This window comes from Paramuribaculum intestinale, assembly GCF_003024925.1.
Classification (GTDB): domain Bacteria; phylum Bacteroidota; class Bacteroidia; order Bacteroidales; family Muribaculaceae; genus Paramuribaculum; species Paramuribaculum intestinale.
Genome location: NZ_PUED01000010.1, coordinates 1 through 26,355, shown reverse-complemented (window position 1 = coordinate 26,355; position 26,355 = coordinate 1). Strand labels below are relative to the sequence as shown.

At 57.5% G+C, this 26,355-nt stretch carries 20 protein-coding genes; 5 read left to right on the top strand and 15 right to left on the bottom strand.

The annotated features are described in order from the left end of the window. The 3 genes from C5O24_RS01850 to C5O24_RS01840 are packed head-to-tail and all read left to right on the top strand — an operon-like array spanning position 1 to position 3,154. A complete protein-coding gene (locus tag C5O24_RS01850) occupies positions 1-735 on the top strand; it encodes an RsmE family RNA methyltransferase (RefSeq protein ID WP_107034967.1) in 735 nt (244 codons plus the stop codon). Next, positions 732-1,544 carry a 3-deoxy-8-phosphooctulonate synthase gene (kdsA, locus tag C5O24_RS01845; protein ID WP_107034968.1) on the top strand — a complete coding sequence of 271 codons (813 nt, stop codon included), beginning with the start codon at positions 732-734 and terminating at the stop codon, positions 1,542-1,544. The genes C5O24_RS01850 and kdsA overlap by 4 nt, the downstream gene beginning before the upstream one ends. Before the next feature lie 11 nt (positions 1,545-1,555). After that, positions 1,556-3,154, top strand: coding sequence for a tetratricopeptide repeat protein (locus tag C5O24_RS01840; protein WP_161553758.1), 1,599 nt, complete (start codon positions 1,556-1,558; stop codon positions 3,152-3,154). On the opposite strand, the gene C5O24_RS01835 is transcribed toward C5O24_RS01840, so the two are convergent. Genes C5O24_RS01835 through C5O24_RS01820 form a run of 4 tightly spaced genes read right to left on the bottom strand, consistent with a single transcriptional unit; the run spans position 3,130 to position 6,165 of the window. Beyond that, the gene (locus tag C5O24_RS01835; RefSeq protein WP_107034970.1) at positions 3,130-3,669 is read right to left on the bottom strand and encodes a GNAT family N-acetyltransferase; all 540 of its coding nucleotides are present in this window, start codon (positions 3,667-3,669) and stop codon (positions 3,130-3,132) included. The two genes, C5O24_RS01840 and C5O24_RS01835, sit on opposite strands and share 25 nt — an antisense overlap. A 10-nt stretch (positions 3,670-3,679) precedes the next feature. Next, the gene (locus tag C5O24_RS01830; protein WP_107681372.1) at positions 3,680-4,192 is read right to left on the bottom strand and encodes an FxLYD domain-containing protein; all 513 of its coding nucleotides are present in this window, start codon (positions 4,190-4,192) and stop codon (positions 3,680-3,682) included. Continuing rightward, the gene (locus tag C5O24_RS01825) at positions 4,189-4,740 is read right to left on the bottom strand and encodes a hypothetical protein (RefSeq protein ID WP_107034972.1); all 552 of its coding nucleotides are present in this window, start codon (positions 4,738-4,740) and stop codon (positions 4,189-4,191) included. The genes C5O24_RS01830 and C5O24_RS01825 overlap by 4 nt, the downstream gene beginning before the upstream one ends. Before the next feature lie 12 nt (positions 4,741-4,752). Continuing rightward, entirely contained in the window at positions 4,753-6,165 is a 1,413-nt protein-coding gene (locus C5O24_RS01820; protein WP_161553757.1) for a DUF3078 domain-containing protein, read from the bottom strand. A gap of 166 nt (positions 6,166-6,331) precedes the next feature. On the opposite strand from C5O24_RS01820, the gene C5O24_RS01815 reads away from it, so the two are divergent. Continuing rightward, the gene (locus tag C5O24_RS01815) at positions 6,332-8,533 is read left to right on the top strand and encodes a sodium-translocating pyrophosphatase (RefSeq protein ID WP_107034974.1); all 2,202 of its coding nucleotides are present in this window, start codon (positions 6,332-6,334) and stop codon (positions 8,531-8,533) included. Positions 8,534-8,716: 183 nt separating this feature from the next. Here the strand turns inward: C5O24_RS01815 and C5O24_RS01810 are convergent, their stop codons facing one another. The 9 genes from C5O24_RS01810 to C5O24_RS01770 all read right to left on the bottom strand — a co-directional run bounded on the left by C5O24_RS01810 (position 8,717) and on the right by C5O24_RS01770 (position 21,158). Then, a complete protein-coding gene (locus C5O24_RS01810) occupies positions 8,717-10,066 on the bottom strand; it encodes a murein hydrolase activator EnvC family protein (RefSeq protein ID WP_107034975.1) in 1,350 nt (449 codons plus the stop codon). Then, complete coding sequence (locus C5O24_RS01805) at positions 10,066-10,704, bottom strand: DUF4292 domain-containing protein (RefSeq protein ID WP_107034976.1); 639 nt, start codon at positions 10,702-10,704, stop codon at positions 10,066-10,068. The genes C5O24_RS01810 and C5O24_RS01805 overlap by 1 nt, the downstream gene beginning before the upstream one ends. Beyond that, positions 10,701-12,458, bottom strand: a complete 1,758-nt coding sequence (locus C5O24_RS01800) for a tetratricopeptide repeat protein (protein WP_107034977.1) — start codon at positions 12,456-12,458, stop codon at positions 10,701-10,703. The genes C5O24_RS01805 and C5O24_RS01800 overlap by 4 nt, the downstream gene beginning before the upstream one ends. Further along, positions 12,455-12,889: a dUTP diphosphatase gene (dut, locus tag C5O24_RS01795; RefSeq protein ID WP_107035074.1), complete on the bottom strand. Its 435-nt coding sequence runs from the start codon at positions 12,887-12,889 to the stop codon at positions 12,455-12,457. The genes C5O24_RS01800 and dut overlap by 4 nt, the downstream gene beginning before the upstream one ends. A gap of 460 nt (positions 12,890-13,349) precedes the next feature. Next, positions 13,350-14,453: a redox-regulated ATPase YchF gene (gene ychF / locus C5O24_RS01790; protein WP_107681371.1), complete on the bottom strand. Its 1,104-nt coding sequence runs from the start codon at positions 14,451-14,453 to the stop codon at positions 13,350-13,352. A gap of 63 nt (positions 14,454-14,516) precedes the next feature. After that, positions 14,517-15,623 (bottom strand): mechanosensitive ion channel family protein, encoded by a 1,107-nt coding sequence (locus C5O24_RS01785; protein WP_107034979.1) that lies wholly within the window; start codon positions 15,621-15,623, stop codon positions 14,517-14,519. A gap of 27 nt (positions 15,624-15,650) precedes the next feature. Then, a complete protein-coding gene (locus C5O24_RS01780; protein WP_107034980.1) occupies positions 15,651-16,847 on the bottom strand; it encodes a clostripain-related cysteine peptidase in 1,197 nt (398 codons plus the stop codon). A gap of 171 nt (positions 16,848-17,018) precedes the next feature. Then, complete coding sequence (locus C5O24_RS01775; RefSeq protein WP_205961044.1) at positions 17,019-19,499, bottom strand: glycoside hydrolase family 95 protein; 2,481 nt, start codon at positions 19,497-19,499, stop codon at positions 17,019-17,021. Positions 19,500-19,628: 129 nt separating this feature from the next. Continuing rightward, complete coding sequence (locus C5O24_RS01770; RefSeq protein ID WP_161553756.1) at positions 19,629-21,158, bottom strand: GDSL-type esterase/lipase family protein; 1,530 nt, start codon at positions 21,156-21,158, stop codon at positions 19,629-19,631. A gap of 243 nt (positions 21,159-21,401) precedes the next feature. Between C5O24_RS01770 and C5O24_RS01765 the strand changes: the two genes are divergently transcribed. Beyond that, positions 21,402-22,427, top strand: coding sequence for an ROK family protein (locus C5O24_RS01765; protein WP_107034983.1), 1,026 nt, complete (start codon positions 21,402-21,404; stop codon positions 22,425-22,427). Positions 22,428-22,585: 158 nt separating this feature from the next. Here the strand turns inward: C5O24_RS01765 and C5O24_RS01760 are convergent, their stop codons facing one another. Continuing rightward, positions 22,586-24,508, bottom strand: a complete 1,923-nt coding sequence (locus tag C5O24_RS01760) for a RecQ family ATP-dependent DNA helicase (RefSeq protein ID WP_237612967.1) — start codon at positions 24,506-24,508, stop codon at positions 22,586-22,588. After that, positions 24,505-26,232 carry a single-stranded-DNA-specific exonuclease RecJ gene (gene recJ, locus C5O24_RS01755; protein WP_107034984.1) on the bottom strand — a complete coding sequence of 576 codons (1,728 nt, stop codon included), beginning with the start codon at positions 26,230-26,232 and terminating at the stop codon, positions 24,505-24,507. The genes C5O24_RS01760 and recJ overlap by 4 nt, the downstream gene beginning before the upstream one ends. Positions 26,233-26,355 lie beyond the last annotated feature (123 nt).

Below are 26,355 nucleotides of genomic sequence, written 5' to 3'. Positions count from 1 at the left end.
ATGATACAGTTCTATGCACCCGACATAGCCGACACGCTCACGCTTCCCGAAAGCGATTCGCAGCACGCCGTCAGAGTGCTGCGCCTTCGCGAGGGCGACGAGCTGACAGTGGTCGACGGCAAGGGACGCCGCTACCGTTGCGTCATCACCGGTGCGCATCAGCGCCACACCACCGTGGAGATTCTCTCATCCGAGACGCTGCTCCCTTCGTGGTCGGGCGAGATAGTGGCCGCGGTGGCGCCGTCAAAGCATCTCGACCGCATGGAGTGGATGACCGAAAAGCTGACCGAGATAGGTGTTGACCGTATCATACCGTTGCTGTGCCGCCGTTCGGAACGACGTGAGCTGAAGCCCGAACGGCTCGAAAAGATTGCTGTGGCGGCCATGAAGCAGTCGCTCAAGGCTGTGCTTCCGGTCGTCGAACCGATGACCCCGGTTGGCGAGGTGACGGCACGCTATGCCGGAGCACAGGCGCTGATAGCCTACTGCGACCGTTCGATACCGCGCCGCGAGCTTGTGGCGACATATCGCAGCGGAGCGCCTGTCACAGCCATAATGATCGGCCCGGAGGGCGATTTCGCTCCCGAAGAGATCAAGGCGGCGCTTGACGCGGGCTGGAAACCGGTGGCTCTCGGCCCGGAACGTTTGCGTACCGAAACGGCGGCTCTGCGGGCTGTCGACGCTATCCATATACTCGACCAATACCGTTCAATCACAGATAATCCAGAAATATGAAATCAATAAAACCATCGGATAATTTCTTTCTTCTCGCCGGTCCGTGCGTGATCGAAGGCGAGCGCATGGCTCTCGACATTGCCGGGCGTATAGTGGAGGTCACGAGCCGCCTGGGCATACCCTATGTGTTCAAAGGCTCCTATCGCAAGGCCAACCGCTCGCGGCTCGATTCGTTCACCGGCATCGGCGACCTTGAGGCACTGAGGATTCTCGCCAAAGTCAGGGAGGAGTTCGGAGTGCCTGTGGTGACCGACATACACTCGCCTGAGGAGGCCGACATGGCCGCGGAGTTTGTCGACGTGCTACAGATCCCGGCATTCCTGTGCCGTCAGACCGATCTGCTTGTGGCGGCGGCCCGCACCGGCCGTGATGTCAACGTCAAGAAGGGCCAGTTTCTCTCGCCCGAAGCCATGGAGTTCGCCGTGCAGAAGGTGCGCGACGCCGGTTGCGACGATGTTGCTGTGACGGAGCGCGGAGTGACATTCGGCTATCAGGATCTGGTGGTGGACTACCGCGGCATACCGGTCATGAAGAGTTTTGGCTGTCCGGTGGTGCTCGACTGCACTCACTCGCTTCAGCAGCCCAATCAGACCTGCGGAGTCACGGGCGGACGTCCCGACATGATCGAGACCATAGCCCGATGCGGCATAGCCGCCGGTGCCGACGGACTCTTCATCGAAACACATCCCGAGCCTTCGAAGGCAAAGAGCGACGGCGCCAATATGCTCCGGCTCGATCTTCTGCCCGGACTGCTTGAGCGACTCACGCGCATCCGCACCGTTATAAACGAAATAGTGACAGAATCATAAAAATGTTGCCAATGAAACCGTTCATCGCATTTCTGCTATTGATGGCCGCGCCCATACCCTGCGTGGCGCAGTCGTCATCCAATTCGGCCATGAGCGTGGCCGTGATGAGGGTCTACGACAAAATGATCGAAAATGATCCGACCGACTACGAAACTCTGCTGGCAAGAGCCGGTGAGCTATACAACCGCGACGAGTATCTCAAGGCGATCTCCGATCTCGATCAGGCGCTCCGCTACGCGCCCGAATCGGCTCGTGAGGTGCGTTTCTCCGCCCATCAGCTTCGTGCCGGAGCGAGAGAGCGCATGGGTCGCTACAGCGATGCCCTCGACGACCTCAATGCCGCGCTGCAGCTTGATCCGTCGGCCTATACATGTCTCTACCAGAGAGCCAACGTGCTCTACGAACTTGGCCGTTACGCCGATGCGCGGGCCGACTATCAGCGGTTGCAGCGTCAGTTCCCTCACTCGCAGGAGGCTGTCTTCGGCCTTGCGCGCTGTGCCGCCCGGGAGCAGAATTTCGGCATGGCCAACGATCTGGCCGACCGTGCTGTCGATTACGCCCCCGACAAGGCCGAGAGCTACATACGGCGTGCTTCGGTCCGCACTCTGCTCGGCAACACCGAGGGGGCTGTCGACGACTATATCATAGCCCTGTCGATGGACAGCAATGTCAATGCCAAGGCACTCAACGAGCTTGTGGTGCTTGCCCGCACCAATTACCCGGCGGTCATGAACGGACTGTCGAGAGCCATACGCCAGGCGCCGAGAGTCGGGATGTTCTACTATATCCGCGCGGCGATCGCCGAGAGCCACTACAACTACACGGCCGCGATCGAGGACTACGACAAGATACTCAACGACGGCCTCTATTCCTATGCCGGGCTCAATTCGTCGCTGGCCAAATGTTTCTATGCTATCGGACAGTATGACACCGCTCTGGCAAATGCCGACTACGCCATATCGGCCACTGAGGAAAACGCTCCTTACTACGCTCTGAAGGCGCGTATCCTTTGTGCGCTCGGCGAATACCGCGAGGCTCTTGTCAATGCCGATCAGGCGCTTTCCAAGCAGCCGGGACTGGTAGAGGGTCTGGAGGCTAAGGCGGCAGCCGATCTGGCGCTCGGACATCCTCACGACGCATCGGTGAGTCTGGCTGAGGCAATACTCGACAGCCCCAACGATCCGCGGCTGTTGCTGCTTCGCGCGTGGGTGTGCTCCGACAGTCTTGACCAGGCGCCGCTCTCGAAGCTTCTCTGCCAGCGTGCGGTCGAAGCCGCCTCGGATATGTCGCCCGATAATGTGCGGTCGCTTCTCGGATTCGCGCTGCTGCAGCTCGAACGCGTAGAAGAGGCCGACCGGTGGATGGAGAATATACTCAATTCACAGCCCGACTATGACGGGATGATCCATTATTATGCATCATGCTATTATGCCCGCCGTGGCATGATCGACCGGGCTGTCGACTGCGCGCAGCTTGCCATGCAGAACGGATATGCCGACTATCACAACTGGATGGATCTCGATCTCGGATATGTCAACGTGGAGCCGTTGCGCTCTGATCCGCGCTTCCATCAGCTGATGGTGCGCTACGCCTCGATATTCAACCGCTGAAACATCAGCGCGTCGACCCATTGCCGGCCGCGGCGGATCCAGCTCCGCAGGCGGCCGGCTGTCGTAAATCCGGCACTGGTGAATGCGTGGCATGCGGCAGTGTTGTCGATTGCCGTCATGGCCCAGAGCTGATTCATGCCGAGATGCAGCGATGCGTATTGCCATAAAAGTGTCAGGGCGCGTGTGCCGAAGCCGTGGCCGCGTGCGTTTTCATCAATGATGATTCCGATGCCTGCACGAAGGCTCAGCGGATCGAAGTCGTAGAGATCCACGGCACCTGCGGCATTGCCTGTGGCGTTTTCAACAACGATCAGCCTCAACTGCCGCGCAGCGAATAGATCGGCGTCGTAATTGGCGATATATTCGGCTATTGCATGCCGCGATAGCGGTGCTCCCTGGCTTCCGGCCGACCATAGCCGTGTGTCGTTTTCCCATCGGATCATCGCATCGAGATCCGACGGTTCGAGTGCGCGCAGGGATATCGTTCCGTCATTGAGAAGTGTCTCGGTTTTCATCTGTTGGTTTTTATTGCTCCGGTGAATGTGTGCTGTGTCCGGCAGTCGGATATACCGCACGCAGCGGACGTATGCTTACGTCGTAGAGCGTTCCGTCCGAGCGGCGCGGTTTTCCCGTCAGGCGGTAGTAGAAGGTGCGCTGTATGTCCCACGATTTGAATTTCATACGGCGTGTTTCGCCGGGTGGTATGTCGGTGTCAAGCCACATCGTCGCTTCGTGGAGCTGACGGCCGTGTGCGTCGAGATACGTTATCCTGAGCTGTACCCCCGTCAGCCGGCGTCGGCTGTGGTTGGTTATGAAAAGGGTTTCGCTGGCCGACCTGAGCGGCTTGTCGTAGCCCGAAACGTCGATCATGCCATGCGATGGGGTCACCGTGTCGGCGGCGTCCGCTGTCATGGCCGTTGTTGGAGCCGACAGCCGCGTCTGTGGCCGCAGACCGCGCCGGGTAGTGCGGTCGGGAGTCCCTGCGGCGGCAATGATCATGGCTGCGAGAGCGGCGATCGTGACGAGTGGCCGTGTCATAAATATCGCGGAGTGGCCGGAATGGCCGGTTGTGGTATGATCTTGAAGCATATCTGTGCGGCCTGAGGTGTGGCGCGGCGGTGACGTATCACCCGTCTGAACATATATGGGAGCAGGCGGGTGAGGTCAAGGTAATATTCGCCGCGGGCTTTGGTGAAGGCCAGCCGCGAGGCTTCCTCTCCGAGCCTTATGGTGAATCGTCCGCCTGATAGGCGTCCCTGCCCGTCGGTGGAGATCCGTGCGTCGAAAGTGGTGGAGTCGCCGGCCGGAGTGGCCTCGCCTATGAGGGTTCCGGGACGAACGGTGCGGTCGGCGCTGCTGACCACCGTAAGCCTGTAGACAGTGGCTCCTGAGGGATCGTCGCGGCGTTCGATGGCCATAAGTGAGCCGTCGGCGGGAAACTGCCATATCCCTTCGATCGGATGCGGGCCGGAGGCTATGATCCGTGCCGCCACGGAGTCAATGTTGTCATACCCTCGGCTGAAGCCGGTGGCGCTGATGGCCTGGACGGTCAGAAGCATGAGAGCAAGGAGGAGAGGACGGAACATGTCGTGTCAGATTCATGTATTGGCAAACGTGTAGGCGAATCCAAACGACAGGATCTCCTTGAACTGGAATTTCGACCAGCCGCCGTCGCGTACGCTCGACGTGTCATAGCGCATGTGGGCGTATATGTTGGTCGAGAGATAACGGTTGATGTTAAACGACAGGGTGTGCTCCCAGTCGCCCTGAAAGCGTGAGTAATCCGAAAAGAGGAACAGTCGCGACTGATACTTGATGTTGTAGGTTATCTTCCAGCTGAGCTTGTATTCGGCGTTTGAACCGTATTCGCAACGGGCATTGCGTCCCGGACGTATACCGTATGATTCTTCGTTGATTCTTTGCGAGATGCAGGTAGAGAGCTGCCACGACAAAGGAGCTATAGTAGCGTTGAAATCAAATGTCTTCTTGTCGTTCTGATAGTTGTAGGTCATACCGAGACCGAGGTTTAGCTCGCCCGGCGAGAGAAATGCCGATTTGAGTTTGTCGGAGTTGGAGGGGTAGGAGTTGAAAAGCTGTGTCTTGAACTGCAGATTGAGCGAATAGTACCATCTGCGCGCTGCTTTGTAGCCGAATGTGGAGTTGATCTGCAGCAGATCCTCCGATATGTTCATCGAGCGGATGGTGTCGTCGGGGGCGGTGTTGGTGCCGAGTTTGTAGCCGGCCGATGTTTCGAAGAGCAGATTGGGATAATAATGCTGGTTGAGCTTCACGTTATAGGCGGCGTTCACCAGCATTATAAGGCTGCGGTTGCCGCCCTGATACCAGTTGGGCGACACATAGGCCTGTGAGAACTGGGCGGTGACAGCCAGGCTCTGTATCCATATCTTGCGGTCGATCTCTGGAGCAAGGGAGGTGACTTCGTTGCGGCGGTCGCCGACGGCGCGCTCCTGCATCTCGATGCGCCGGGTGTGCGGATTGATTATCGCCGCATATTCCTTGGGGCGCTCGGGAAGCATCCACACGTTGTATCTCACCGCTTGCGGATTCTGCGACATGTATTGCTGACGCGCGCGTGCGACCAGAAGCCGGCCCCGTTTCAGGTCGTCGAGCCAGTAATATGCGTCGCCGGCTATGGCTGAATGCTCGGGACGTTCCAGAGTCAGGGTGTCGAGAAACTGGTAGCCGTCGAATACCGGTTTCGAGTAGTCGCCGGCAGGTATTGGAAAAATCGTTCTGTAATAGTCCGTGATGATGGTGTCGGGCTCTATGTTGGCGGTATCGAGCATGTGGATGTCGTCGGCAAGCTCGTCGTCAAACCAGGGCAGGATGATGACAGTGTCGGGATCGTTCGACACAGTGTGCGCTGTTTCGCCATACGCAGGCTGAATGGTTTCACGGCAGAGCGCGGATCTCAGCGGTGTGGCGGCCGCTACGGCTCCTGAAATGGCTGAAAGAGCCAATAGGGTCATGTGCAGTATCAGTCTTTTCATTGTCATTACAAGAAACGTGAATTGCAAAATTACATATTTTTTTTATAAAATAATGTGTTGACATGGGCGTTTTTTCGGTTTTTGCGCTCACGGCAAGGTGGAAGTTTTAATAAAATTGACTAACTTTGTTAACTCAATGTCTTACCTTAAACTTCAATATCAATCAATGGAACAGACTTTATTCTGGATTGTGCCTGCGGCAGCTGTCATAGCTCTCCTGCTCGCATGGTATTTTTATCGAGGGATGATGCGCCGCAGCGAGGGCACCGAAACGATGCAGCGAATAGCATCTCACGTGCGCAAGGGAGCTATGTCATATCTGCGCCAGCAATACAAGATCGTTGGCATCGTGTTTCTGGCTCTGGTGATCGTGTTTTCGATTATGGCCTACGGATTCCAGCTGCAGAATCCATGGGTGCCGGTGGCATTCCTGACCGGAGGATTCTTCTCCGGACTGTCGGGCTTTCTGGGCATGAAGACAGCCACAAATGCTTCAGCCCGAACAGCCAATGCCGCGCGTGAGAGCCTTAACGGAGGCCTCAATGTGGCATTCCGCTCCGGCGCTGTCATGGGACTCGTTGTCGTGGGGCTGGGACTGCTCGACATCTCGATATGGTATGTGCTGCTCAATATGTTTGTCGACAATGCCAATCCCATGCAGAAGATGACTATGATCACCACTACCATGCTGACATTCGGCATGGGTGCTTCCACGCAGGCGCTTTTCGCCAGAGTGGGAGGCGGCATCTATACCAAGGCCGCCGACGTGGGCGCCGACCTTGTAGGTAAAGTCGAGGCCGGCATACCGGAGGATGATCCGCGCAATCCCGCGACTATAGCCGACAATGTGGGCGACAATGTGGGCGACGTGGCTGGCATGGGCGCCGACCTCTACGAGAGCTATTGCGGCTCTATCCTTGCCACAGCCGCACTCGGAGCAGCCGCATTCATGCAGGCTGCGGTTCCCGATCCGGCCATGCAGGTCAAGGCGGTCATCGCCCCGATGCTTATAGCGGCAGTGGGCATCATATTGTCTATCATAGGTATATTTACGGTTCGCACACGCGAGGACGCCGACATGAAGGGACTTCTGAAGGCTCTGTCGCGCGGCACCAATCTCAGTTCGGCGCTGATCGTGGCCGCCACGTTCGGCATACTCTGGGTGCTTCAGATCACCAACTGGGCGCTCATCGGATGTTCGGTGGTGGTGGGGCTGCTCGTGGGTATTGTCATCGGACAGGCCACGGAGTACTATACCTCGCAGAGCTATAAGCCTACACAGCGGCTCGCCGAATCGGGAAAGACCGGGCCGGCAACGGTGATCATATCGGGTGTGGGGCTCGGCATGGTGTCTACGGCAATACCGGTAATAGCTGTGGTGGCGGGCATAATACTCTCCTACTGGTTTGCGTCGGGATTCGACTTCACCAATGTGGGCATGGGACTTTACGGCATAGGCATCGCGGCGGTAGGCATGCTGTCGACACTCGGCATCACACTCGCTACCGACGCCTACGGCCCGATCGCCGACAATGCCGGCGGCAACGCGGAGATGAGCGGACTCGGCGAGAGTGTGCGCAAGCGCACCGACGCGCTCGACTCGCTCGGCAACACTACGGCCGCCACAGGCAAGGGATTCGCGATCGGATCGGCAGCTCTGACCGGACTGGCGCTGTTAGCTTCATATATCGAAGAAATACGCATAGGTCTCGACCGTCTGGGGCAGACTTTCATACAGCTCGGCGACCGTGCGGTGGCTCTCCACGACGCTACGTTTACTGATTTTATGGCCTATTTTGAGGTCAACCTTATGAGCCCCAAGGTGCTTTCGGGCATGTTTATCGGCTCCATGATGGCTTTCCTGTTCTGCGGACTGACCATGAACGCCGTCGGACGCGCAGCAGCCCACATGGTCGACGAGGTGCGCCGCCAGTTCCGTGAGATCAAGGGTATTCTCGAAGGGAAAGCCGATCCCGACTATGCACGCTGCGTGCAGATCTCCACAAAAGGAGCGCAGCGCGAGATGGTGTTTCCGTCGGTGCTCGCCATTGTGGCTCCGATCATCACCGGACTCGTGTTTGGAGTGCCCGGAGTGATCGGCCTGCTGACCGGCGGACTGTCGGCCGGATTCGTGCTGGCAATATTCATGGCCAACTCAGGCGGTGCCTGGGATAATGCCAAGAAATATGTTGAAGAGGGCAACTTCGGCGGCAAGGGAAGTGAAGTGCATAAGGCTACGGTCACCGGCGATACAGTGGGCGATCCGTTCAAGGACACTTCCGGCCCGTCGCTCAACATCCTTATCAAGCTGATGTCAATGGTGGCCATCGTGATGGCCGGACTGACAGTCAGCTGGTCGCTCTTCTGATCGCACCATTATGACTGTGACAAATTAATCTCAAAAACCACTCGCAGCCTATTCATGCGGGTAGCTTATAAAATCAGGCCGCGGCTTCAGCAAGTCGCGGCCTGATTTATATTCTTTTGATTTTATCGGCGTGGCATAGAATGTTGCCGGAGCTGTTATGGCACCGGGTTCCGTTCCCGGGCGTTATTTCACCCAGAGCATCGGGTTGAGCTTGGTGCGCTCTTTGCGCAGCTCGAAGTGAAGTATGGAGCGGTCATCTTCGTCAGGGTCGGGATATATGGTGCCGAGTGTCTGTCCGGCATCTACATCCTGCCCTTTATGGACATCAATCTGCGATAGATTGGCGTAGATGGTCAGGTAGTTGCCGTGACGCACCATGATGATCGTGCCGTAGCCGGGCTGCTTGAATATTTCAGATATCCGGCCCTTGAACACTGCGCGGGCTTTGCCGCCCCCTACGGCCTCTATGTCGATGCCTGAATTGTCGGTCTCCACATGTTCGAGTTCGGGGTGTTTCTGGCGTCCGAATCCGCGTACCACACGGTAGCGTCCGGCCACAGGAAACAAGAGCCGTCCCTTGTTGCTCTCGAAGCTTCCTGTGAGGGCGCGGTCGGCAGCTGCGACGCTTGTCGGAGCGGCTGCTGTGGATTTGGTAGGTTTCGCCGCAGTGGAGGTTGCCGGTGTTTTCGCTTCGGCAGTGGCTTTGCCGGTCGATTTTGCATTACCGGCTTTGCGCTGCGCTTCCTTTTCGCGGCGTTCGGCCTCGCGCTGCTCTTTCTCCCGCCGGCGTTGTTCTTCGGCTATCAGTTTGTCAAGTTCGCTGTCGAGGGCGCGAGCTTTCCGCTCTTTCTCTTTAAGAAGAGCTTTGAGCGATGATCCTTCGCTGCGCAGCTTGCCCACGAGCTGGTCGGTTTCCTTGCGTTGTGCCTCAAGCTGCCGCTGTGACAGCGACATGCGTGCCACGGCCACGCTGCGCTCGCGGCGGAGGGTGTCGAGGCCAAGGCGATGGAGCTCGAGCGAATCGGCTGCGCGGCTGATGCGCTCTGTCTGGTTGCGTCGCCACTGGCCGAAGCGTTGCAGGTAGCGTACTCTCTGCCATGCGTGGCTGAATGTTTCGGATGAGAATATGAAGGCGAGAGTGTTCATCGCTCCGTTGCTCCCCTGGGTACTTCTCAACGCCGAGGCGTAGGCCTGTCGCATCGCCTCCACGCGGCTTTGCAGCGCGGCTATTGAATCGGCGGTGGCTGCTATGCGGCTGTCGAGCGAGTCGACTCCCTGCTGCATTTTTCCGATTTCACGCGTGGTGTTGGTGATTTCGCCCGAGAGGGCATTGAGCCGTGCGAGCTGCCGGCTTGTCTCGCGTGTGTTGGCCGTGATTTTTTTCGAGGTTTCGGCTATCTCGCGTTTCGTATCTCGCTGTTCGGTGCGCACGCTGTTGATGTCGCGCTTCGCCCGACGTTTTTTCTGTGTCGCTGCGTCGGCAGTGGCTGCTACGATGAGTGCGGCGGCAAGAAATGTGATGATTGATCTCATTAGAGGGTTAGCAGTTTCGTCAGATCTACTTCGCTGTATCCTTCGGGAATGGTTATAGGCCGTGCGGTCGCGTCATCGTTCCAGCGTGCCCGTCCGAAGTCCCATTCGATGGTGCCGCTGATGCTCTTTCCTTTGATCTCGGAGCGCCACGTTGTCTTTGCGGCCATCGTACCGTAGGGTGTAGCGGTCGGATCGGTCTGCTCTATGGAGATCGCGTCGGAGCTGCCCCTGACGGTGGCGCTCGATGCAGTGTCGTCAATGCCGAGCAGCAGGTTCTGGAGGGTGGTCATGTCGAGTCCGGAGCGACGCATGAAGTCGGCCGGATCGACACAGATATACTTCTTGTGGAATTTGTCGATCACCATGGCCGAGTCAGCGGTCAGCCGGGCCTGTGCCACCTCCATGCCGAGCATTCTGAACGACAGGTTGACCGCGCGGCCGCGTTCGAATATGGCGGTGCCGCTGAGCGATGCCTTCTGCGGCTCTGCTATCCGGATCTTCACGGGGATGCTGAGCGCGCTCCATTGCGATGTGGCCGTCACGGCGCTCTCCTTGTGGCTGCGGCATCCTTCCAGACATGCTGTGGCCAGCAGAGTCATTATTATCGCGGTGACTGTGGTCAGGTTTAGACGTTTCATTCGGTGTAGATATTTTTCAGACGTATTTTTCGTGCAAGCGTTTCATTCTCCGGATCGAGCTGGAGGGCTTTTTTCCAGAAGGCTACAGCTTCCTGCGGCTTGCGGTCCATGAAATAGATGTCGCCTGCGTGTTCGTAGAGTTCGGCCGACGGGTCGTCGGTGTGTGCCATGGCGTTGTCAATGGCCTCGCGTGCCTGCTCGTATTCCTTCTTCATGAAGAGCACCCACGCGTAGGTGTCGAGCGAGGTCGCCTCTTCGGGACGCGCGGCCACTACTTTCAATATCATATCCATGGCGCGGTCGAGATCGCGGTTTTCGCAGGCGAGATAATAGGCGCAGTTGTTGAGCGCGGTCATGTTCTCCGGATTCAGCGCGAGTGCCTGGGAGTAGTCGGCGAAGGCGCTGTCGAGATCGCCTTTGGCATATCGTGCGTCGCCGCGTGCGGTGGCTATGTCGCTGAGCAGTTCGGTGTCATCGGGAGGGGTGATCATGCGTGCCACTCCGAGCATGACGAGCGCCGAGTCGTATTGCTCGATCTGTGTCAGTCCGGCAGCCTCGAGTATAGGCAGGGTGGGGTTTTCGGGGAAGAAATGCCGCCCGCGTTCGGCTGTGCTCACGGCGTTATCCATCCGCCCGCTCTGCATGTAGAGGCTTGTCAGTGCGAGCCACTGCCGTTCGTCGTTGGGGTTGATGTCGAGCGAGTAAGATGATTGCTCGGCCGCTCCTTCGTAGTCGTTGATCGCTATGAGATAGTCGCGGTAGAGGTTGCGTACGTCGGCTTCATGAGGATGCAGTTCCACGAGCCGCTTGTACATCTTGTCGATGCGGGGCTGCTGCACGGAGTCCTGATAGAGCGACGCGGTGTAGTCGCGTATGATCTGCAGTTTGGGAGCCACGTCGAGGCTCTCCTGTTCGAGGGCGCGGAATATGTCGGCGTCGTAGGCGGCGCTGTCGCCGGTGGCGTTGTAGTAGTTGGCGCGCGAGTAGTAGGCGATGCCGCTGCCGGGATCGATCTCCACGGCGCGGTTGAAGTAGACGAGCGCCGAGTCGGTGTCGCCGAGATCCATCTCCACATTGCCGGCGAATATGTTGTAGTCCACCACTCCGGGAGCCGCGTTCACGAGCCGGCGGGCGTCGGCGATCATCGCGGCGGTGTCGCCCTGCTGATAGTGTAGCTGCACCATCATCTGGGCCAGGCGCACGCTCGGGCCTTCCGATGTCCACAGCGAGTCGTAGAGCAGTCCGGCCTTGGCGAGCGCGCTGTCCGAGCCTTCGGCGGTCAGCGCTTCGGCCAGCCGGAGTGTCAGTTCGGGACGGTGAGGTTGGGTGTTGTGAAGCCGCCCCCATACGTCTATGGCGCGGTCGTTGCGTCCGATCTGCGACGATACGGCGGCAAAGAGCACACATCCATAGAAGTCGTCGGGATTGGAGTCCGCATAGTCGGCCATGAGCTGGTAGCCCCGGGCCATTTCGGCGCTGTCGCCTCTGGCGAGCCTCATGCGCATGTAGCCCAGCTCCATGCCTACGTATTTGTCAGAGGAGTCAAGCTCGTGGGCGCGTTTGAGCAGCTCGTAGTAGGCGTCGGGATGCCCGGTCTGGTTCTGTCGCTGCCCTTCGAGAAAGATGTAGTCGGCCTTGCGCGTGTCGGCCTCGGCGTTGCGGTCGTGGCGCTGTCGGGCGCCTATGGCGGCGATGCCTACGGCTATGGCGGCCAGCAGGGCGGCCATGCGCATTGTCGTGGTGGTGTTCATCATTCGAGTCCGGTATGTCCGAATCCTCCGTCGCCGCGCCGGGTAGCCTCAAGTTGTTCGGCGGGCTCCCATTCCACCTGCGAATAGCGCGTCACTACCATCTGGCAGATGCGCTCGCCGTCGTTAATGGTGAACGGCTTGTCGGACAGGTTGATCAATATGGCGCCGATCTCGCCGCGATAGTCGGCGTCGACGGTGCCGGGGGTGTTTACAAGTGTTATGCCGCTTTTGAGAGCCAGGCCGCTGCGGGGACGCATCTGGCATTCATAGCCTTCGGGAAGTGCTATGCGCAGCCCGGTAGGGATCAGGGCGCGCTCCATAGGCATGAGCGTGACGGGCGCCTCCAGGCATGCGTGGACATCCATTCCGGCGGCCTGAGGAGTTTCGTAGGTGGGCAGACTGTGGCCCGAACGGTTGACGATCTTTACAGTCACTCTGTCCATTTGTATTCGATGATTTCGTGATTGACGATTAAGAGCATGTATGCTGTAACAGTTTCATACTGCTCAAGGATTCAAACAACAAAATTACCCAAAAATATCTCAATCCGCTTTATTTTTATGCCAAAAATGGCGGGTGACAGATTCAAGGCACCCTATTTTTGAGTTTTTTTAAGTTCTTTTATGTATGGGCGGATAAGTCATTTTGCGCTCCAGGATTGTTGTCTTTACTGAAACGCATAGATGTTTGAAAGACTATTGAACGTGACGCACCAACAGGACTATATGCAATTCTACATCCCTCGTCCCTGTTGATCGGGTAGTGATACCGGGCTGCAGGGCTCTCATAAATAAATAGTTGAAACGTGAGAGGAGGAGTCGGCTCAGCCGGCTCCTCCTTTGCGTTTTATCTGCGTGTGGCGGTGAGGGTGGGTTCAGACCGCACGTAGCGGTGTCATACGTTGAAGAGGAAGTGCATTATGTCGCCGTCTTCCACCACATACTCTTTGCCTTCGACTCCCATCTTGCCGGCGGCTCTGACAGCGGCTTCTGAACCGAGCGACACGTAGTCGGGATATTTGATCACTTCGGCGCGTATGAATCCCTTCTCGAAGTCGGTGTGGATGATTCCGGCGCATTTTGGGGCTTTGCTGCCGCGCATGAATGTCCAGGCTCTCACTTCGTCGGGGCCGGCTGTGAAGTAGGTCTGAAGGTCGAGCAGCGAATAGGCCGCGCGTATGAGGCGCGACACGCCGCTCTCTTCGAGGCCGATCGATTCCAGAAATTCGCGGCGCTCCTCGAAGGTGTCGAGTTCGGCTATCTCGGCTTCGGTCTGTGCGGCCACTATCAGCAGTTGTGCGTTCTCGCCTTCGATCGCTTTTCTGACAGCCTCCACGTAGGCATTGCCGGTGGCTGCCGACGAGTCGTCGACGTTACACACGTAGAGCACAGGCTTGTCGGTGAGCAGGCACAGTTCGCGGGCAAAGCGCTGCTCGTCGACCGTATCAAACTTCACCGAGCGCGCCGGGCGTCCCGCCGACAGTGCGTCGTGATAGGCCGACAGCACTTCATACTGCAGCTTTGCCGTTTTGTCGCCGCCGGTCTGAGCCTGTTTCTGGGTGCGGGCCATGCGCGAGTCGACGGTTTCAAGATCCTTCACCATCAGCTCGTAGTCTATTATCTCTTTGTCGCGCACGGGATCTACCGAGCCGTCGACATGGGTGATGTTGTCATCGTCGAAGCAGCGGAGCACGTGGATGATAGAGTCCGTTTCACGGGTGTTGGCCAGAAACTTGTTTCCAAGTCCCTCGCCTTTGCTGGCTCCTTTCACCAGTCCGGCTATGTCGACAATCTCCACGGTGGCGGGTACCACGCTCTTGGGCTGGCACATCTCGACGAGTTTTGTCAGACGGTCGTCAGGGACGGTTATGACTCCGACGTTCGGCTCGATGGTGCAGAACGGGAAATTGGCCGACTGCGCCTTGGCGTTCGACAGACAGTTGAAAAGGGTTGACTTGCCTACGTTGGGCAGGCCTACTATGCCGCATTGTAATGCCATGATTTCAGTGATTTTCGTGTTTTGGTGTGCAAAGTTACTTACTATCTTCCAAATCGCCAACCGTCATTCGGGGGTGCTGACTATGTGCACGTCCATCTGCGGGAAGGGGAAGCTTACGCCGGAGGCGGGCAGCTCGGTGTAGATGCGGCGTATGACGGAGTTGTAGAGTCCCCAGTAGTCCGATGTCCGGGCCCAGGCGCGTACCGTGAGGTTGACGCTGCTGTCGGCGAGCGATGCAATGTCTACCGTAGGATCGGTCACGGGCACTTTTGTCAGTGCGCGTATGGCGGCCTCGGTCTGACGCTGGTGGGCGAGAAGCCTGCGGCGCGGAGAGCTGAATAGGCGGCGCAGCCAGGAACTTTTCTGCGACATCTCGCTGTCCGATGCCGTTTTGATTCCGTTGCTGTCGCTGTCCGGATCGACTTCTTCGGGCTTTACGTCGGCGGCGCGCACTACAAGAGGTTCGCCGGCCAATATGTCGAGTATGGCTTTTTCGGCCGTCTCGAAGCTGTCGCCGTATGAAATGCCTATATCCCACTGTACCCGGCGATACTCCTGGCGCGACCAGTTGTTGATGCTGCCGGTCGACAGCCCGCCGTTGGGTATGATGATCGATTTGTTGTCGGGAGTGCAGATGATGGTGTGGAATATCTGTATTTCGGTCACAGTGCCGGCAAATCCCTGCGCTTCGATATAGTCGCCGATACGATAGGGCTTGAGGAGCAGTATCAGCACTCCTCCGGCAAAGTTCTGGAGGGTGCCGCTCAGTGCCATACCGATGGCGACGCCGACCGATGCGAATACGGCCAGGAATGAAGATGTGTTGATGCCAAGTATGCCTATGACGGTGATGATCAGTATGAAGTAGAGCAATATCTTGATAAAGCTCAGCACGAAGGTGGTCAGCGACTGTTCGACGTTGCGCCGGTGGAGTATCGTGGCGGTGATGGTGAAGAGGCGCTTGATGATGAATTTGCCGGCATAGAACACCACTATGGCTATTGCCAGATGTATGGCGAACTCTATCAGACCCGATACCATGCGGTTGATCAGTTCGTCGAACGACAGTGACTTCAGCGCTTTGAGATCCTGCGCCGCGTCAGGGATCGAGTCGGAGGGTAGCGAGATAGGTATCTGAGAGAGCAGTCTGTAAAAATTGTGTATCATCATGTAGTGTTATGTGTTCGGATGTAGTGTTCAGTCGATATGGTAGGAGGGATTGAGCGAGGTGACGTCGCGGTGCCAGTCGAGGTCGCGGTGGTTATACCATCTGATGGATTTTATCCCCTGGCTGTCGGTGGTGACCGACGGTATGAAGCATCCGAGGCCTGTGTGGCGGCTCATGTCGAGGCCGTAGCTCTGCGGCGTAGCTCCGGCATATACTACTGTGCGGCCGAAAGCGTCGTTCCATGCGTCGAGCAGTCGCGGGTCGACGGGCAGCGCGCGGATATAATCGGCCATGTCCCATGTGTAGGAGGGCACGCTGCGGCGGAAATATGGCACTCTGACATAGTTTGACGGCGGTGTGGCGCCGGTGCGCATGATGTCGGCGGTGGCCTGCGCGAGCTGCTGCAGCGGTTCGGTCATCACCACGGAGATTGTGCAGTATTTGTATTGTACCGTTGGGCCGAGGTAGAAATCAAGTGTGTTGGCCGCGATTTTCGAAAGATCAAGATCCTGTTCGAACATGGCAGGGATGTTGACCGCGTATGGCATCCCTTCAATTGGCAGTTCGGTGCCCGACGATATGATCGCTTTGGCGGCTGTGCGCAGCTGATAGGCCACTTCGACGCTTGCCATGAGGCAGCAGTCGAAATAGATGAAGTCGAAGTCTTCGCCGTCGAGAGCCTGCGCGAGTGTGGTGATCTTCATTGTGGTTCGTCCGGCCGAGGAGTTGTCATCCTGCCCGAAGGAGTAGGTCGACGCTGTGGTGCGTGAAGCCGCGTCGTCGAGCCATCCTGTGCCATGACTCCACATGACAAGCCCGCGCTGTGTGGCGGGAAACAGGGTGCGCACATCCTCGATCACCTGCTGCATCCGGCTGACCGACAGACTCGATTCGTTCTCGGAATAGGATTTGATGACGATGGTCTGTTCGGGGGTGATGACGCGGAGCTCGGGCGCCGATGAAGCGCCGTCGTGATACACCACTAAATTGCCGCCGTTGAGGTGACCGGCACGGGCGGCCGCCTCCATCTGTGCGATGTTGTCGTCATCGACATGGTAATACGAACCGAGGTTGTTGTCGGCCACCATATAGACGAGTATGGTGCGGTCTGTCGCATCAGGTTCAGGTTCCGGTGTCGGTTCGTCGGAGCCTGAGCATGACGGCATCACTGCGGCCGATATGACCGCAAGCAATGAAGTGAATATGTTGGTAAGGTGTCTTCTCATGTGTGAAGTTGTGGGAGATTTTGCAAAGTTACGAATTTTGCCGCAGATGGCGAAAAAGGGCGGTTGGCATAAGGAAGTAAATCAGCTACGCTGTGTCGAAATATTGCATTTCGACACAGCGTAGCTGTAGGGGCTGTAGTTGTCTGTGTAAGTGCCGGTCAGTCGCCGGTGTCAGTGGCCGATGGTTGCGGTGAGTGTTCCCGCGTTTTCGTCGGCTGTGATCTTGACGATGTCGCCGGGCTTGGTGTCGACCGATGTCTCAAGTCCGCGGTAGGCGATCTTGCACGGACCTCCTTTGACTGACTTGATAAGCGCATGGTCGAGATTGCCGCCGCGGGCATATACCGATACTTCGAAATTTCCGCGAGCAAGCAGGCCTTCGATCTGGCTGTCGGCCCAGTCCGACGGAAGAGCCGGCAGAAGGTTGATCGTGCCCGTGTGGCTCTGCATGAACAGTTCGGCTATGCCGGCCGTGCCGCCGAAGTTGCCGTCGATCTGGAATGGCGGGTGGACGTCCCAGAGATTGTCGGCTGTGCCCTGGCGCAGCAGGTTTTTGAAGAGCGTATAGGCGTGGTCGCCGTCGAAGAGGCGTGCCCAGTGGTTGAGTTTCCAGCCCATGCTCCAGCCGGTGGCGGCATCGCCGCGTTCGCGGAGCGTCTGACGGGCAGCGTTAGCCAGTAGGGTATCGGTCATGGCATTGATCGAGCGTCCGGGATGCAGTCCAAACAGATGGTTGGTGTGGCGGTGAAGGTCGTTGGGATCATCGATGTCGTCGCTCCACTCCTGAAGCTGTCCGTGGCTGCCTATGCGGTAGGGGGCGATGCTGTCGAGAAGGCTCTGCCATTCTTTGACTGACTCCTGGTCGGTATCGAGTATCCGGGCGGCCTCTATCGCGTCAAGCAATATCTCACGGGTGACGGCGTTGGCGTAGGTGGCTCCGAGATCGCACTGCCCATGTTCAGGCGAATAGCTCGGGGCGGCCGTGTAGGTGTCTCCGTTCTTATAGAGCAGGTCGGAAGCGAAGTCGGCGCTCGACTTTATGATCGGATAGCCTGTTTCGCGGAGCCAGTCGGTGTCGCGGGTATAATCGTAGTATTCCCATATCTGCGACGCGAGCCAGGGACCGGCGCTCGGGTTGTAGTTCCATGTCATGTCGCCCGAGTTGAGCGGAGCGGTGAACCCGAATATGTTTGTGGATATGCCGGCTGTCCATCCGCGGGCGTTCCAGTAGTCGCGGGCTGTGTTTTCACCCGGTTTGACAAGGCCGCGGATATAGTCTATATATGGCACGAAGCATTCGAGCAGGTTGGTCGATGTTGCAGGCCAGTAGTTCATCTGCACGTTGATGTTGTTGTGGTAATCCACGCGCCACGGTCCGTCGAGATTGTTGTGCCAGATTCCCTGCAGGTTGGCCGGCATACTGCCGGGACGCGACGATGATATGAGCAGATATCGTCCGAAGTTGAAATAGGTTTCTTCCAGACCGTGGTCGGCAGCGCAGTCGCGGTAGGCGGCCAGACGGCGGTCGGTGGGCAGCGGGGCGGGGCGTTGCTCTCCGGGGTTGATGGCGAGCTTCACTCTGTCGTATAGGCTGCGGTAGTCGGCGAGATGGTCGGCGTAGAGCTTGTCGTAGCTCTTGCGCGAGGCAGTGTCGATGATCTTGTTGACGATGACTGCCGGATCGCCTCCGACAAAAGCTTTTGGATCAGCGGGGTCAGGATCGAAGTTCATTCGGTAGTCGGTGTCGCCGGCTATGAGGAATACCACGTCGTCGGTGCCGCTGACAGAGAGGGTGCGTGTGTCGGCGTCGGTTTTGACAGTGCCGCCTCCGTTCACGCGGGCTTCGACACGCATGGCCCACTGCATGCCGTTGTTGTCTATGTGACCCTGATAGAGGAGGCTGTTGCCGTCGACGGCTGTCACTTTGTCAATCGTCTGTGGGGTGACGAAAGCGAGCTCAAGATTCTGCAAGCCGCCTTCCGACTGGAATCGCCACACCATCACGCTGTCGGGATAGGAGCAGAAATAGCGGCGCGCATATTTCACACTGTCGGCGGTGAAGCTGACCAGAGCCACCGATTTGTCGATGTTGAGCACACGGCGGTAATCGCTCACCGCCGACTCGTCGATCGAGGTGTTCACAAGCAGTTCGCCCATTTCGGTATAGGTGCCGAAGCGATGGCGGTCATAGTCTACCGTGCCGCGGAATTCGGCCGACACCATGCGTCCGGCCGTTGCTTTGTCGCCTTTTGCAAGCAACTGGCGTATGGAGTCGAGCGTGGCCGGATTCACCTTGCGGTTCATGGCCCAGTATTGCTCGGTCCCTGTGCCGGGGCCTCCCGTCCATAGCGTCTTTTCGTTGATTACCACACGCTCCCTCCCGACGGATCCGAGTATCGATCCGCCAAGCGAGCCGTTGCCGATAGGAAGCGAGCGCGACTCCCATTCTCTGTCGGGGTTGACGGGAGAGCCTGAGAAATCGTGTATCTTCCATGGTTCGCTCATTTGCGAAGATGTGGGAGTGTCAAACCAGATGGAGTTGCCGGCGATGTACTCGTCGGGTGAGGGTATTGTGGCCTTTTCTCCTTCGCATCCGGCTATGGCAGCCGCAGGGATCAGCGCTAACGATGCGATGATTGTCTTGAATTTCATGCTGTGGATATGTTTTTTCATGGAGCGGTGCCCCGGTGTGAGTGATTCTACAAAATTAGTGAATGAAACTGTAAGTTTCTGTGTCTTGTAGTGTTTTTTTGATGTTTGGGGGATTGTGAAGGCTCCGTTTCATTTTTTGCGCTTCATGGCGGCGACTATCTGTGGGGCTATTATGGCATAGCCTTTGTCGTTGGGGTGAAGTCCGTCGATAAAGAGGCTCTCGTTGATTTTGCCGTCGGATTGCAGCATCATGATGCCCGGATTTATATATCGGGCGCCCTTATCTTTAGCGATCTGCTCAAGCAGTCTGTTGATGGTCGCTACTGTAGGTTCGAGGTTGCGCCGCGGAAGTAGTCCGGCGAGTATGATGCGAGCGTCAGGCTGTCGCGTTTCGATCGCTTCTACGAGGTGTCCGATACCCTCGGCGATCTCGTCGGGTGTATTGAACGCGATGTTGTTGGTGCCGATCATGACCACGATGTTTTCGGCATCCGTTCCGTCAAGTTCGCCGTGGTACACTCGCCACAGCACATTCTCGATCTTGTCCCATCCACACCCCATGTTGACGAATCCTTCAGGTTCCATTGTCGTGCGCCATGTCTCCGGGCCATGTACGCGGATATTGCCCGGCTTGCCGCCCCAGTAGTGCACGATGGAATTGCCGATAATCAGATTGGATGGCCGTGCGCTGTCAATGTAATGGCAGATGTCATGATGGCGTTGATGCCAGTCGTATGCTCCGATATCGCGTCGCTGGCTGACTTCGACGCACGTCGGTGCGTTGCCCTGCCTCATGCCCAGTATCTCCCTCACTTTCGTTTCTACCGACGAGGCGCGTCGTCTGGCGTCAGGAGTCGGAAGGTAATGGATGGTTGCGGATGTGCTGTGGTTGATCGAGTCGCATACGGCCTGAATCACTTTGCTGTCGCTGACGACGAGAATCGGCGTTGCCGGGCTGTTCTGTCCTGTTTCACTGATGACGCCTGTTATTGTCGCGGCGTATGATCGTGGGTCGGTATCGGTGCTGTCTGTGAAGTCGAGGATGTATAGCCTGGCTGTGGTTTGCTTTGTCAGGGCGGTGATTGCCGTATCGGTTTTTCCGACGCATGATATCGTCATGATTGCGGTCGGCAGGTCAAGATTGCGCTGCATGTCGGTGATCCATTCCACTCCTGCTTCGGTGTCATCGCTGCAAAACACGATGTTCGGACGTGAGGAGTCAGCTGCTGCAAATCTGAATGTGGCTCCCGACTCCGTGCCTATCTCAATATGTGACACATGATGTGTCAGTGGCGGATAGTAGCGATATTCCTCACTGGCTCCATGCGTTGCCTTGGCATGATATGTCAGATATGGCGCTGTATTTGCGGGTCGGCATAAATGCCATACGCCGTCGCGGTCAACGTGGTATAGCCGTCCCGCATCGTCAGTGGTCGCTCTTGTCTTGATCTCCTTGGAGTCGGTGAAGAAAACGGTCGAAGGTACAGCGTAAAGCAATGCCGGCGTGTGGTTCTCTTCGTGGATAATCTGTGTTTTGCATGAGGGATCGTGCCATAGCGTGGAGTCCGGATGGGTGTATGCGCCGACGGGAGCGCATACAGCTGTGAGCGCCGCAATGATTGATGACTTCAGCATGACTCGCGATAATGATTTGTCCATGGCAGTCGGGTTGTGGTTTGTGAGGTTTTGTCTGTTTGACATTGGCAAAATTAAACATTCTGTAATGAAAACCGGGTTGCTTTTGTCGTTTTTCTTCACCCTCCGGCTCGCGACATCCTCCGGCGTGAAGTAAAGTGTGGCCGTTTTGAAACGCAAAAAAATATTAAATCATAAGGAGTTTTCAGGATTTACATTAACTTTGCAGGGACGTAAAGAAAAGTAATTCTCTTAAATCAAACTACGATGGTAAACAGCAAGCCTTATGTGATCGGTATCGACATGGGTGGCACCAATACGGTGTTCGGCATTGTCGATGCTCGCGGCGTGGTTTTGACGAGCGACTCGATCAAAACGAAAAAACATTCGAATATAAACGATTATATCGACGAGCTATATACGGAAACCATGAGGCTTGTTCGCGCGATCGACGCCGAAGGCAAGATCTTCGGCATAGGCGTGGGCGCTCCCAATGCCAACTATTTCACCGGCATGATAGAGGACGGCGTCAACCTTCCATGGCCCACCCCGGTGCCTTTCGCGCAGTTGCTTTCGGAGAAGTTCGGTATCCCCGTGGCGATCACCAACGACGCCAACGCGGCTGCTATAGGTGAGATGACCTACGGTGTCGCACGTGGCATAAAGGACTTCATAATGATCACGCTCGGCACCGGTGTCGGCAGCGGTATCGTGATCAACGGTCAGCTCGTCTATGGCCACGACGGCTTTGCCGGAGAGCTTGGCCACGTGATCGTGAAGCGCAACAACGGACGCCTCTGTGGATGCGGACGCGCCGGTTGTCTCGAGACATATTGCTCGGCCACCGGAGTGGCGCGCACCGCACGCGAATTTCTCGAAATCCGCACCGAGCCCTCGACGCTCCGTGACATACCCGTCGACGCCATCACGTCGAAGGATGTCTACGACGCCGCAATGGCCGGTGACAAGATAGCGAAGGAGATCTTCGTCTATACCGGCACAATACTCGGCGAGGCACTCGCTGACTTCACGGCATTCTCGTCGCCCGAGGCATTCGTGCTGTTCGGCGGACTCGCCAAGAGTGGCGAGCTGCTCCTCAAGCCTCTCCGCGAGGCTATGGAGCGCAATATGCTCAGCATCTACAAGGGCAAGGTGAAGGTGCTCCAGTCGGAGCTTCGCGAAGCCGATGCCGCGATACTGGGCGCAAGCGCTCTCGGTTGGGAAGCCAAACCTATCGGCGTGGCCATCACCCCTCCGCCGGCATCCGCCACGCCGGCCGCGCCGCAGCCCTGAACGGGTAGCGGCTCTTGAAACAGACTACTTTTGCAAAGAATCATAAGTTTAGTTAAATGGCATGTCCCCTTGCGACCGTGAGGCCGTGAGGGGATGTTATTTTGACACGTCGTTGTTCGGGTGAGCGGGGGCATGGTCAGTCGTCGTGACTGCAGGCTCTATGAGTTACTTATGATATTGAGGCCTTCGAGCCTCAGCACTCCTTCGTCGAGCATCCTGCGCACGACAGGTATCAACTCCTTGACGGGTCGCTGGAGCTGCAGCGCAATGTGGTCGAGCGTGTGTCCGCCGGGCTGTGACGCGATGTAAACGATGGTCTGTTCCATCGTGCAGGAGTCGGCAGTCTGCCCAGGCGTAGACTGCCTTGACTCACGGCACACGTCGCAGTTGCCGCATCGGCAGGCATCCTTCTCGCCGAAGTACTGGAGCATGCGGACCACACGGCATGAACCTGCATTGAACACGAAGTCGGCCATGGCGTCGAGACGTCGCTTCATGACCTCCCTGCGCTGCTCGTAGACGCTGACGGGTATCTGCACGTAGCGCTGCTCGTCGCGTGATGTCAGGAAGTAGATGTAGGGCTTGTTTGATGCGGGCACATAGCTTGCCACATGGTGTCGCCCCAGTGATAGAAGCGACTGGTAGATCTCGTCGGCTGTCAGCCCCAGTCGTCCGGCTATCTGGTTTTCGTTGATGGCAACATAGTCGGCAAACAGGCCTGTATAGGTTCGCAGCAGCTGTTGCAGCACATCCTCATCGGTCTTTTCGAGGCGCAGTCCGTAGAGCTCGTCGCGTCGCATGGTGAGCATGATTCTCGACCGGGAGGCGACGTCGTCGACATACTGCCAGTAGCCGGAGCGGGCCAGCAGTTCTATGGCGCTGCGAGTCATGCGGGGTTGTCGGCCGAACCTGCGGCAGAAGTCGTCGAGATCAAATTCGTAGACGGCATTGTAGCCGTCGCCGATGGCGATACCGAGCGACACACACACCTGTGAATAGATCTCCTTGATGAAGTCGCGTGGCGGAAAGGCGTCGGCGAGTCTGCGCATGAGTGTGGCGCGGTCGTGGCGCGAGGCTATCGTGAGAGCATACGACGGCTTGCCGTCGCGTCCGGCTCTGCCTGCCTCCTGATAGTATTCTTCGAGCGATGGCGGCAGATCGTAGTGGGCCACGAAGCGCACGTCGGGCTTGTCGATCCCCATGCCGAAGGCGTTGGTGGCCACCATGACACGTATATGCCCCTCCTTCCATTGTTTCTGTCTCTCGTTTTTCTCTTCGATCTCCAGTCCGGCGTGATAATGTGCCGCCGATATGCCTTCGGCCTGAAGCATGTCGGCTATCTCGCGCGTGCGTCGTCGTGATCTGACGTAGACTATGGCCGAGCCAGAGGTTCCACGCAGCGCTTTCAGAAGCAGTCCGTCCTTGTGATCGGCCGCCCTGACTATGTAGGATATGTTGGAGCGGGCAAAGCTTGCGGCGAACACCCTCCGGCCTTCGAAGCCGAGGCGCTCCATGATGTCGGCGCGCACTTCGGGAGTGGCCGAGGCTGTCAGCGCCAGAAGCGGAACGTCGGGAAACAGTGTCCGCAGCCGGGCGATGTTGAGGTAGGAGGGACGGAAGTCATATCCCCATTGCGATATGCAGTGAGCTTCGTCGACGACGATCAGGCTGACGTCGATGTGGCGCAGCGTGTCGAGAAACGTATCGCTCTGCAGCTTTTCGGGCGAGATGTATAGGAATTTCGCATGTCCGGCGTTGCAGCGGTCCACCCCGAGTTTGTGCTCGGCGCGTGTCAGTCCGGAGTGCAGGCACACGGCGCGTATGCCGCGCCGCGCCAGATTGTCGACCTGGTCGGTCATGAGCGAAATCAGCGGGGTGACCACGACCGTCAGTCCCGGTAGTATCATTCCCGGCACCTGAAACGTCAGCGATTTGCCTCCTCCGGTGGGGAGAAGTCCGAGCGTGTCGTGTCCCGACAGCACCGATGCGATGATCTCTCCTTGAAGCGGTCTGAACGAGTCGTAGCCCCAGTACTTCCGGAGGATCTCTTCGGGTGTCGGCTGATTAGGCCGTGACATCATTCGGGAATGCGGATTTCCTTGATCAGTAGCTGTATGGCTCCGGCGGCTGCCTGATGCTTGTTGTCCTCGATGGTGAAGGCTATGTCAAACGGACGCCGCGAGTGGATGTAGTCGAAGTGTTGCGCCATGTTGAAGGCGATACAGTTGAACACCTTGCCCGAGGTGTCGTCGACAAGTTCGAGTTTTATGTGCTCGAGGTTTTTGCCAACAAGCTTGCTCGTGCCGAAATCCATCACAGAGCGGGCGCAGAACACCGGTTTCTGGTTGCCCGGCCCGAACGGGTTGAAACGCCGCAGTGTTGCCACAAACTCGCTGGTGATCTGCGCGAATGTGATCTGTGCGTCGATGTCAAGCAGGGGAGTGAGCTGGTTGGGCTGTATGTTGGCCGATACGTATTCCTCAAACCGGCGTGTGAATTCCGGTATGTTCTCCTCTTTCAGCGACAGGCCGACAGCATAGGTGTGGCCTCCGAAGTTCTCGAGTATGTCGCGGGTGGCTTCTACGGCTTTGTAGACGTCAAAGCCCTGCACCGAGCGCGACGAGCCGGTGGCCATGCCGTTGTTGAGGGTCAGCACCACTGCGGGCTTGTAATAGAGTTCTGTAAGGCGCGAGGCCACGATGCCTATGATGCCACGATGCCAGTCTTTGTTGTAGATGACGATCGATTTCTTGTCGGAGCAGTCCTCGCCGCGGGCCTCGAGTATGGCGTTGGCCTCTTCGGTGATACGTTTGTCGAGCTCCTTGCGGTCCTGATTGTAGCGGTCGATCTCCTTCCCTTTTTCGTGCGCTTCGGCGGAGTCGCGGGCCACAAGCAGATCCACGGCCTCACGTCCGCTCTGCATGCGTCCGGAGGCGTTGATGCGGGGGCCGATCTTGAAGATCACGTCGGAGATGGTGATCTCACGCCCGCTCAGACCGCAGATGCGTATTATCGCTCTGAGTCCGAGGTTGGGATTGGAGTTGAGACGGCGCAGGCCGTGATAGGCCATGATACGGTTTTCGTCGACCATCGGCACGATGTCGGCGGCAATGCTGACAGCCACCAGGTCGAGCATCCCTTCGAGTTCGGCTCCGGGGATGCCGTTGGAAATCGCGAAGGCCTGCATGAACTTGTAGCCCACTCCGCATCCCGACAGGTGTGAGCACGGATATGTGCTCCCTTCGAGCTTGGGATTGAGTATGGCCACGGCGTCGGGCAGACGGTCGTCGGGCACGTGGTGGTCGCAGATTATGAAGTCGATGCCGAGACTGCGGGCATAGTCGATCTCGTCTATGGCCTTGATGCCGCAGTCAAGTATTATCACAAGGCTTACGCCCTGCGAGGCTGCGTAGTCGATGCTACGCTTCGAAATCCCGTAGCCTTCGTCGTAGCGTGTCGGGATGTAGTATTCAACGTTGGAATAGAAGTTGCGCAGATAGCGGTAGACGAGCGCCACGGCGGTGGTGCCGTCCACGTCGTAGTCGCCGTAGACCATTATCCTCTCTTTCGCCCCCATGGCCTTGTTGAGCCGGGCCACGGCTTTGTCCATGTCCGGCATAAGGAACGGATCGTGAAGATCCTTGAGCGATGGATGGAAGAAATGTTCCGCTTCCTCGACCGACGTGATGCCGCGCTGCACAAGCAGACGGCTTATCGGCGGACAAGCTGCGTAGCGCTTAGAGAGTCGTGACTCGTAGCTCTGCTCTTCTGACGAAAGGGTTGAATAGTTCCATTTGCTTGTCATTTATGTTTTTATTTTTTATTTCCTTTCAGCACGCGCGGTGCGCGTGGATGCCGTAGCCCGGGGGCTGTGCATCCTTGTCAGAGGGGAGCGGAGGAGCGTCGGGGGTCGTCGGCTGTCTGAAGA

Coding starts and splice junctions, on each gene's coding strand:
- C5O24_RS01805 (WP_107034976.1), bottom strand. CDS start 10,704: ATGAAACGTCTAAACCTGACCACAGTCACCGCGATAATAATGACTCTG.
- C5O24_RS01850 (WP_107034967.1), top strand. CDS start 1: ATGATACAGTTCTATGCACCCGACATAGCCGACACGCTCACGCTTCCC.
- C5O24_RS01810 (WP_107034975.1), bottom strand. CDS start 10,066: ATGAGATCAATCATCACATTTCTTGCCGCCGCACTCATCGTAGCAGCC.
- ychF (WP_107681371.1), bottom strand. CDS start 14,453: ATGGCATTACAATGCGGCATAGTAGGCCTGCCCAACGTAGGCAAGTCA.
- C5O24_RS01840 (WP_161553758.1), top strand. CDS start 1,556: ATGAAACCGTTCATCGCATTTCTGCTATTGATGGCCGCGCCCATACCC.
- C5O24_RS01760 (WP_237612967.1), bottom strand. CDS start 24,508: ATGATGTCACGGCCTAATCAGCCGACACCCGAAGAGATCCTCCGGAAG.
- C5O24_RS01825 (WP_107034972.1), bottom strand. CDS start 4,740: ATGTTCCGTCCTCTCCTCCTTGCTCTCATGCTTCTGACCGTCCAGGCC.
- kdsA (WP_107034968.1), top strand. CDS start 732: ATGAAATCAATAAAACCATCGGATAATTTCTTTCTTCTCGCCGGTCCG.
- C5O24_RS01830 (WP_107681372.1), bottom strand. CDS start 4,192: ATGACACGGCCACTCGTCACGATCGCCGCTCTCGCAGCCATGATCATT.
- C5O24_RS01835 (WP_107034970.1), bottom strand. CDS start 3,669: ATGAAAACCGAGACACTTCTCAATGACGGAACGATATCCCTGCGCGCA.
- recJ (WP_107034984.1), bottom strand. CDS start 26,232: ATGACAAGCAAATGGAACTATTCAACCCTTTCGTCAGAAGAGCAGAGC.
- C5O24_RS01820 (WP_161553757.1), bottom strand. CDS start 6,165: ATGAAAAGACTGATACTGCACATGACCCTATTGGCTCTTTCAGCCATT.
- C5O24_RS01785 (WP_107034979.1), bottom strand. CDS start 15,623: ATGATGATACACAATTTTTACAGACTGCTCTCTCAGATACCTATCTCG.
- C5O24_RS01800 (WP_107034977.1), bottom strand. CDS start 12,458: ATGATGAACACCACCACGACAATGCGCATGGCCGCCCTGCTGGCCGCC.
- C5O24_RS01765 (WP_107034983.1), top strand. CDS start 21,402: ATGGTAAACAGCAAGCCTTATGTGATCGGTATCGACATGGGTGGCACC.
- C5O24_RS01770 (WP_161553756.1), bottom strand. CDS start 21,158: ATGGACAAATCATTATCGCGAGTCATGCTGAAGTCATCAATCATTGCG.
- C5O24_RS01775 (WP_205961044.1), bottom strand. CDS start 19,499: ATGAAATTCAAGACAATCATCGCATCGTTAGCGCTGATCCCTGCGGCT.
- C5O24_RS01815 (WP_107034974.1), top strand. CDS start 6,332: ATGGAACAGACTTTATTCTGGATTGTGCCTGCGGCAGCTGTCATAGCT.
- C5O24_RS01780 (WP_107034980.1), bottom strand. CDS start 16,847: ATGAGAAGACACCTTACCAACATATTCACTTCATTGCTTGCGGTCATA.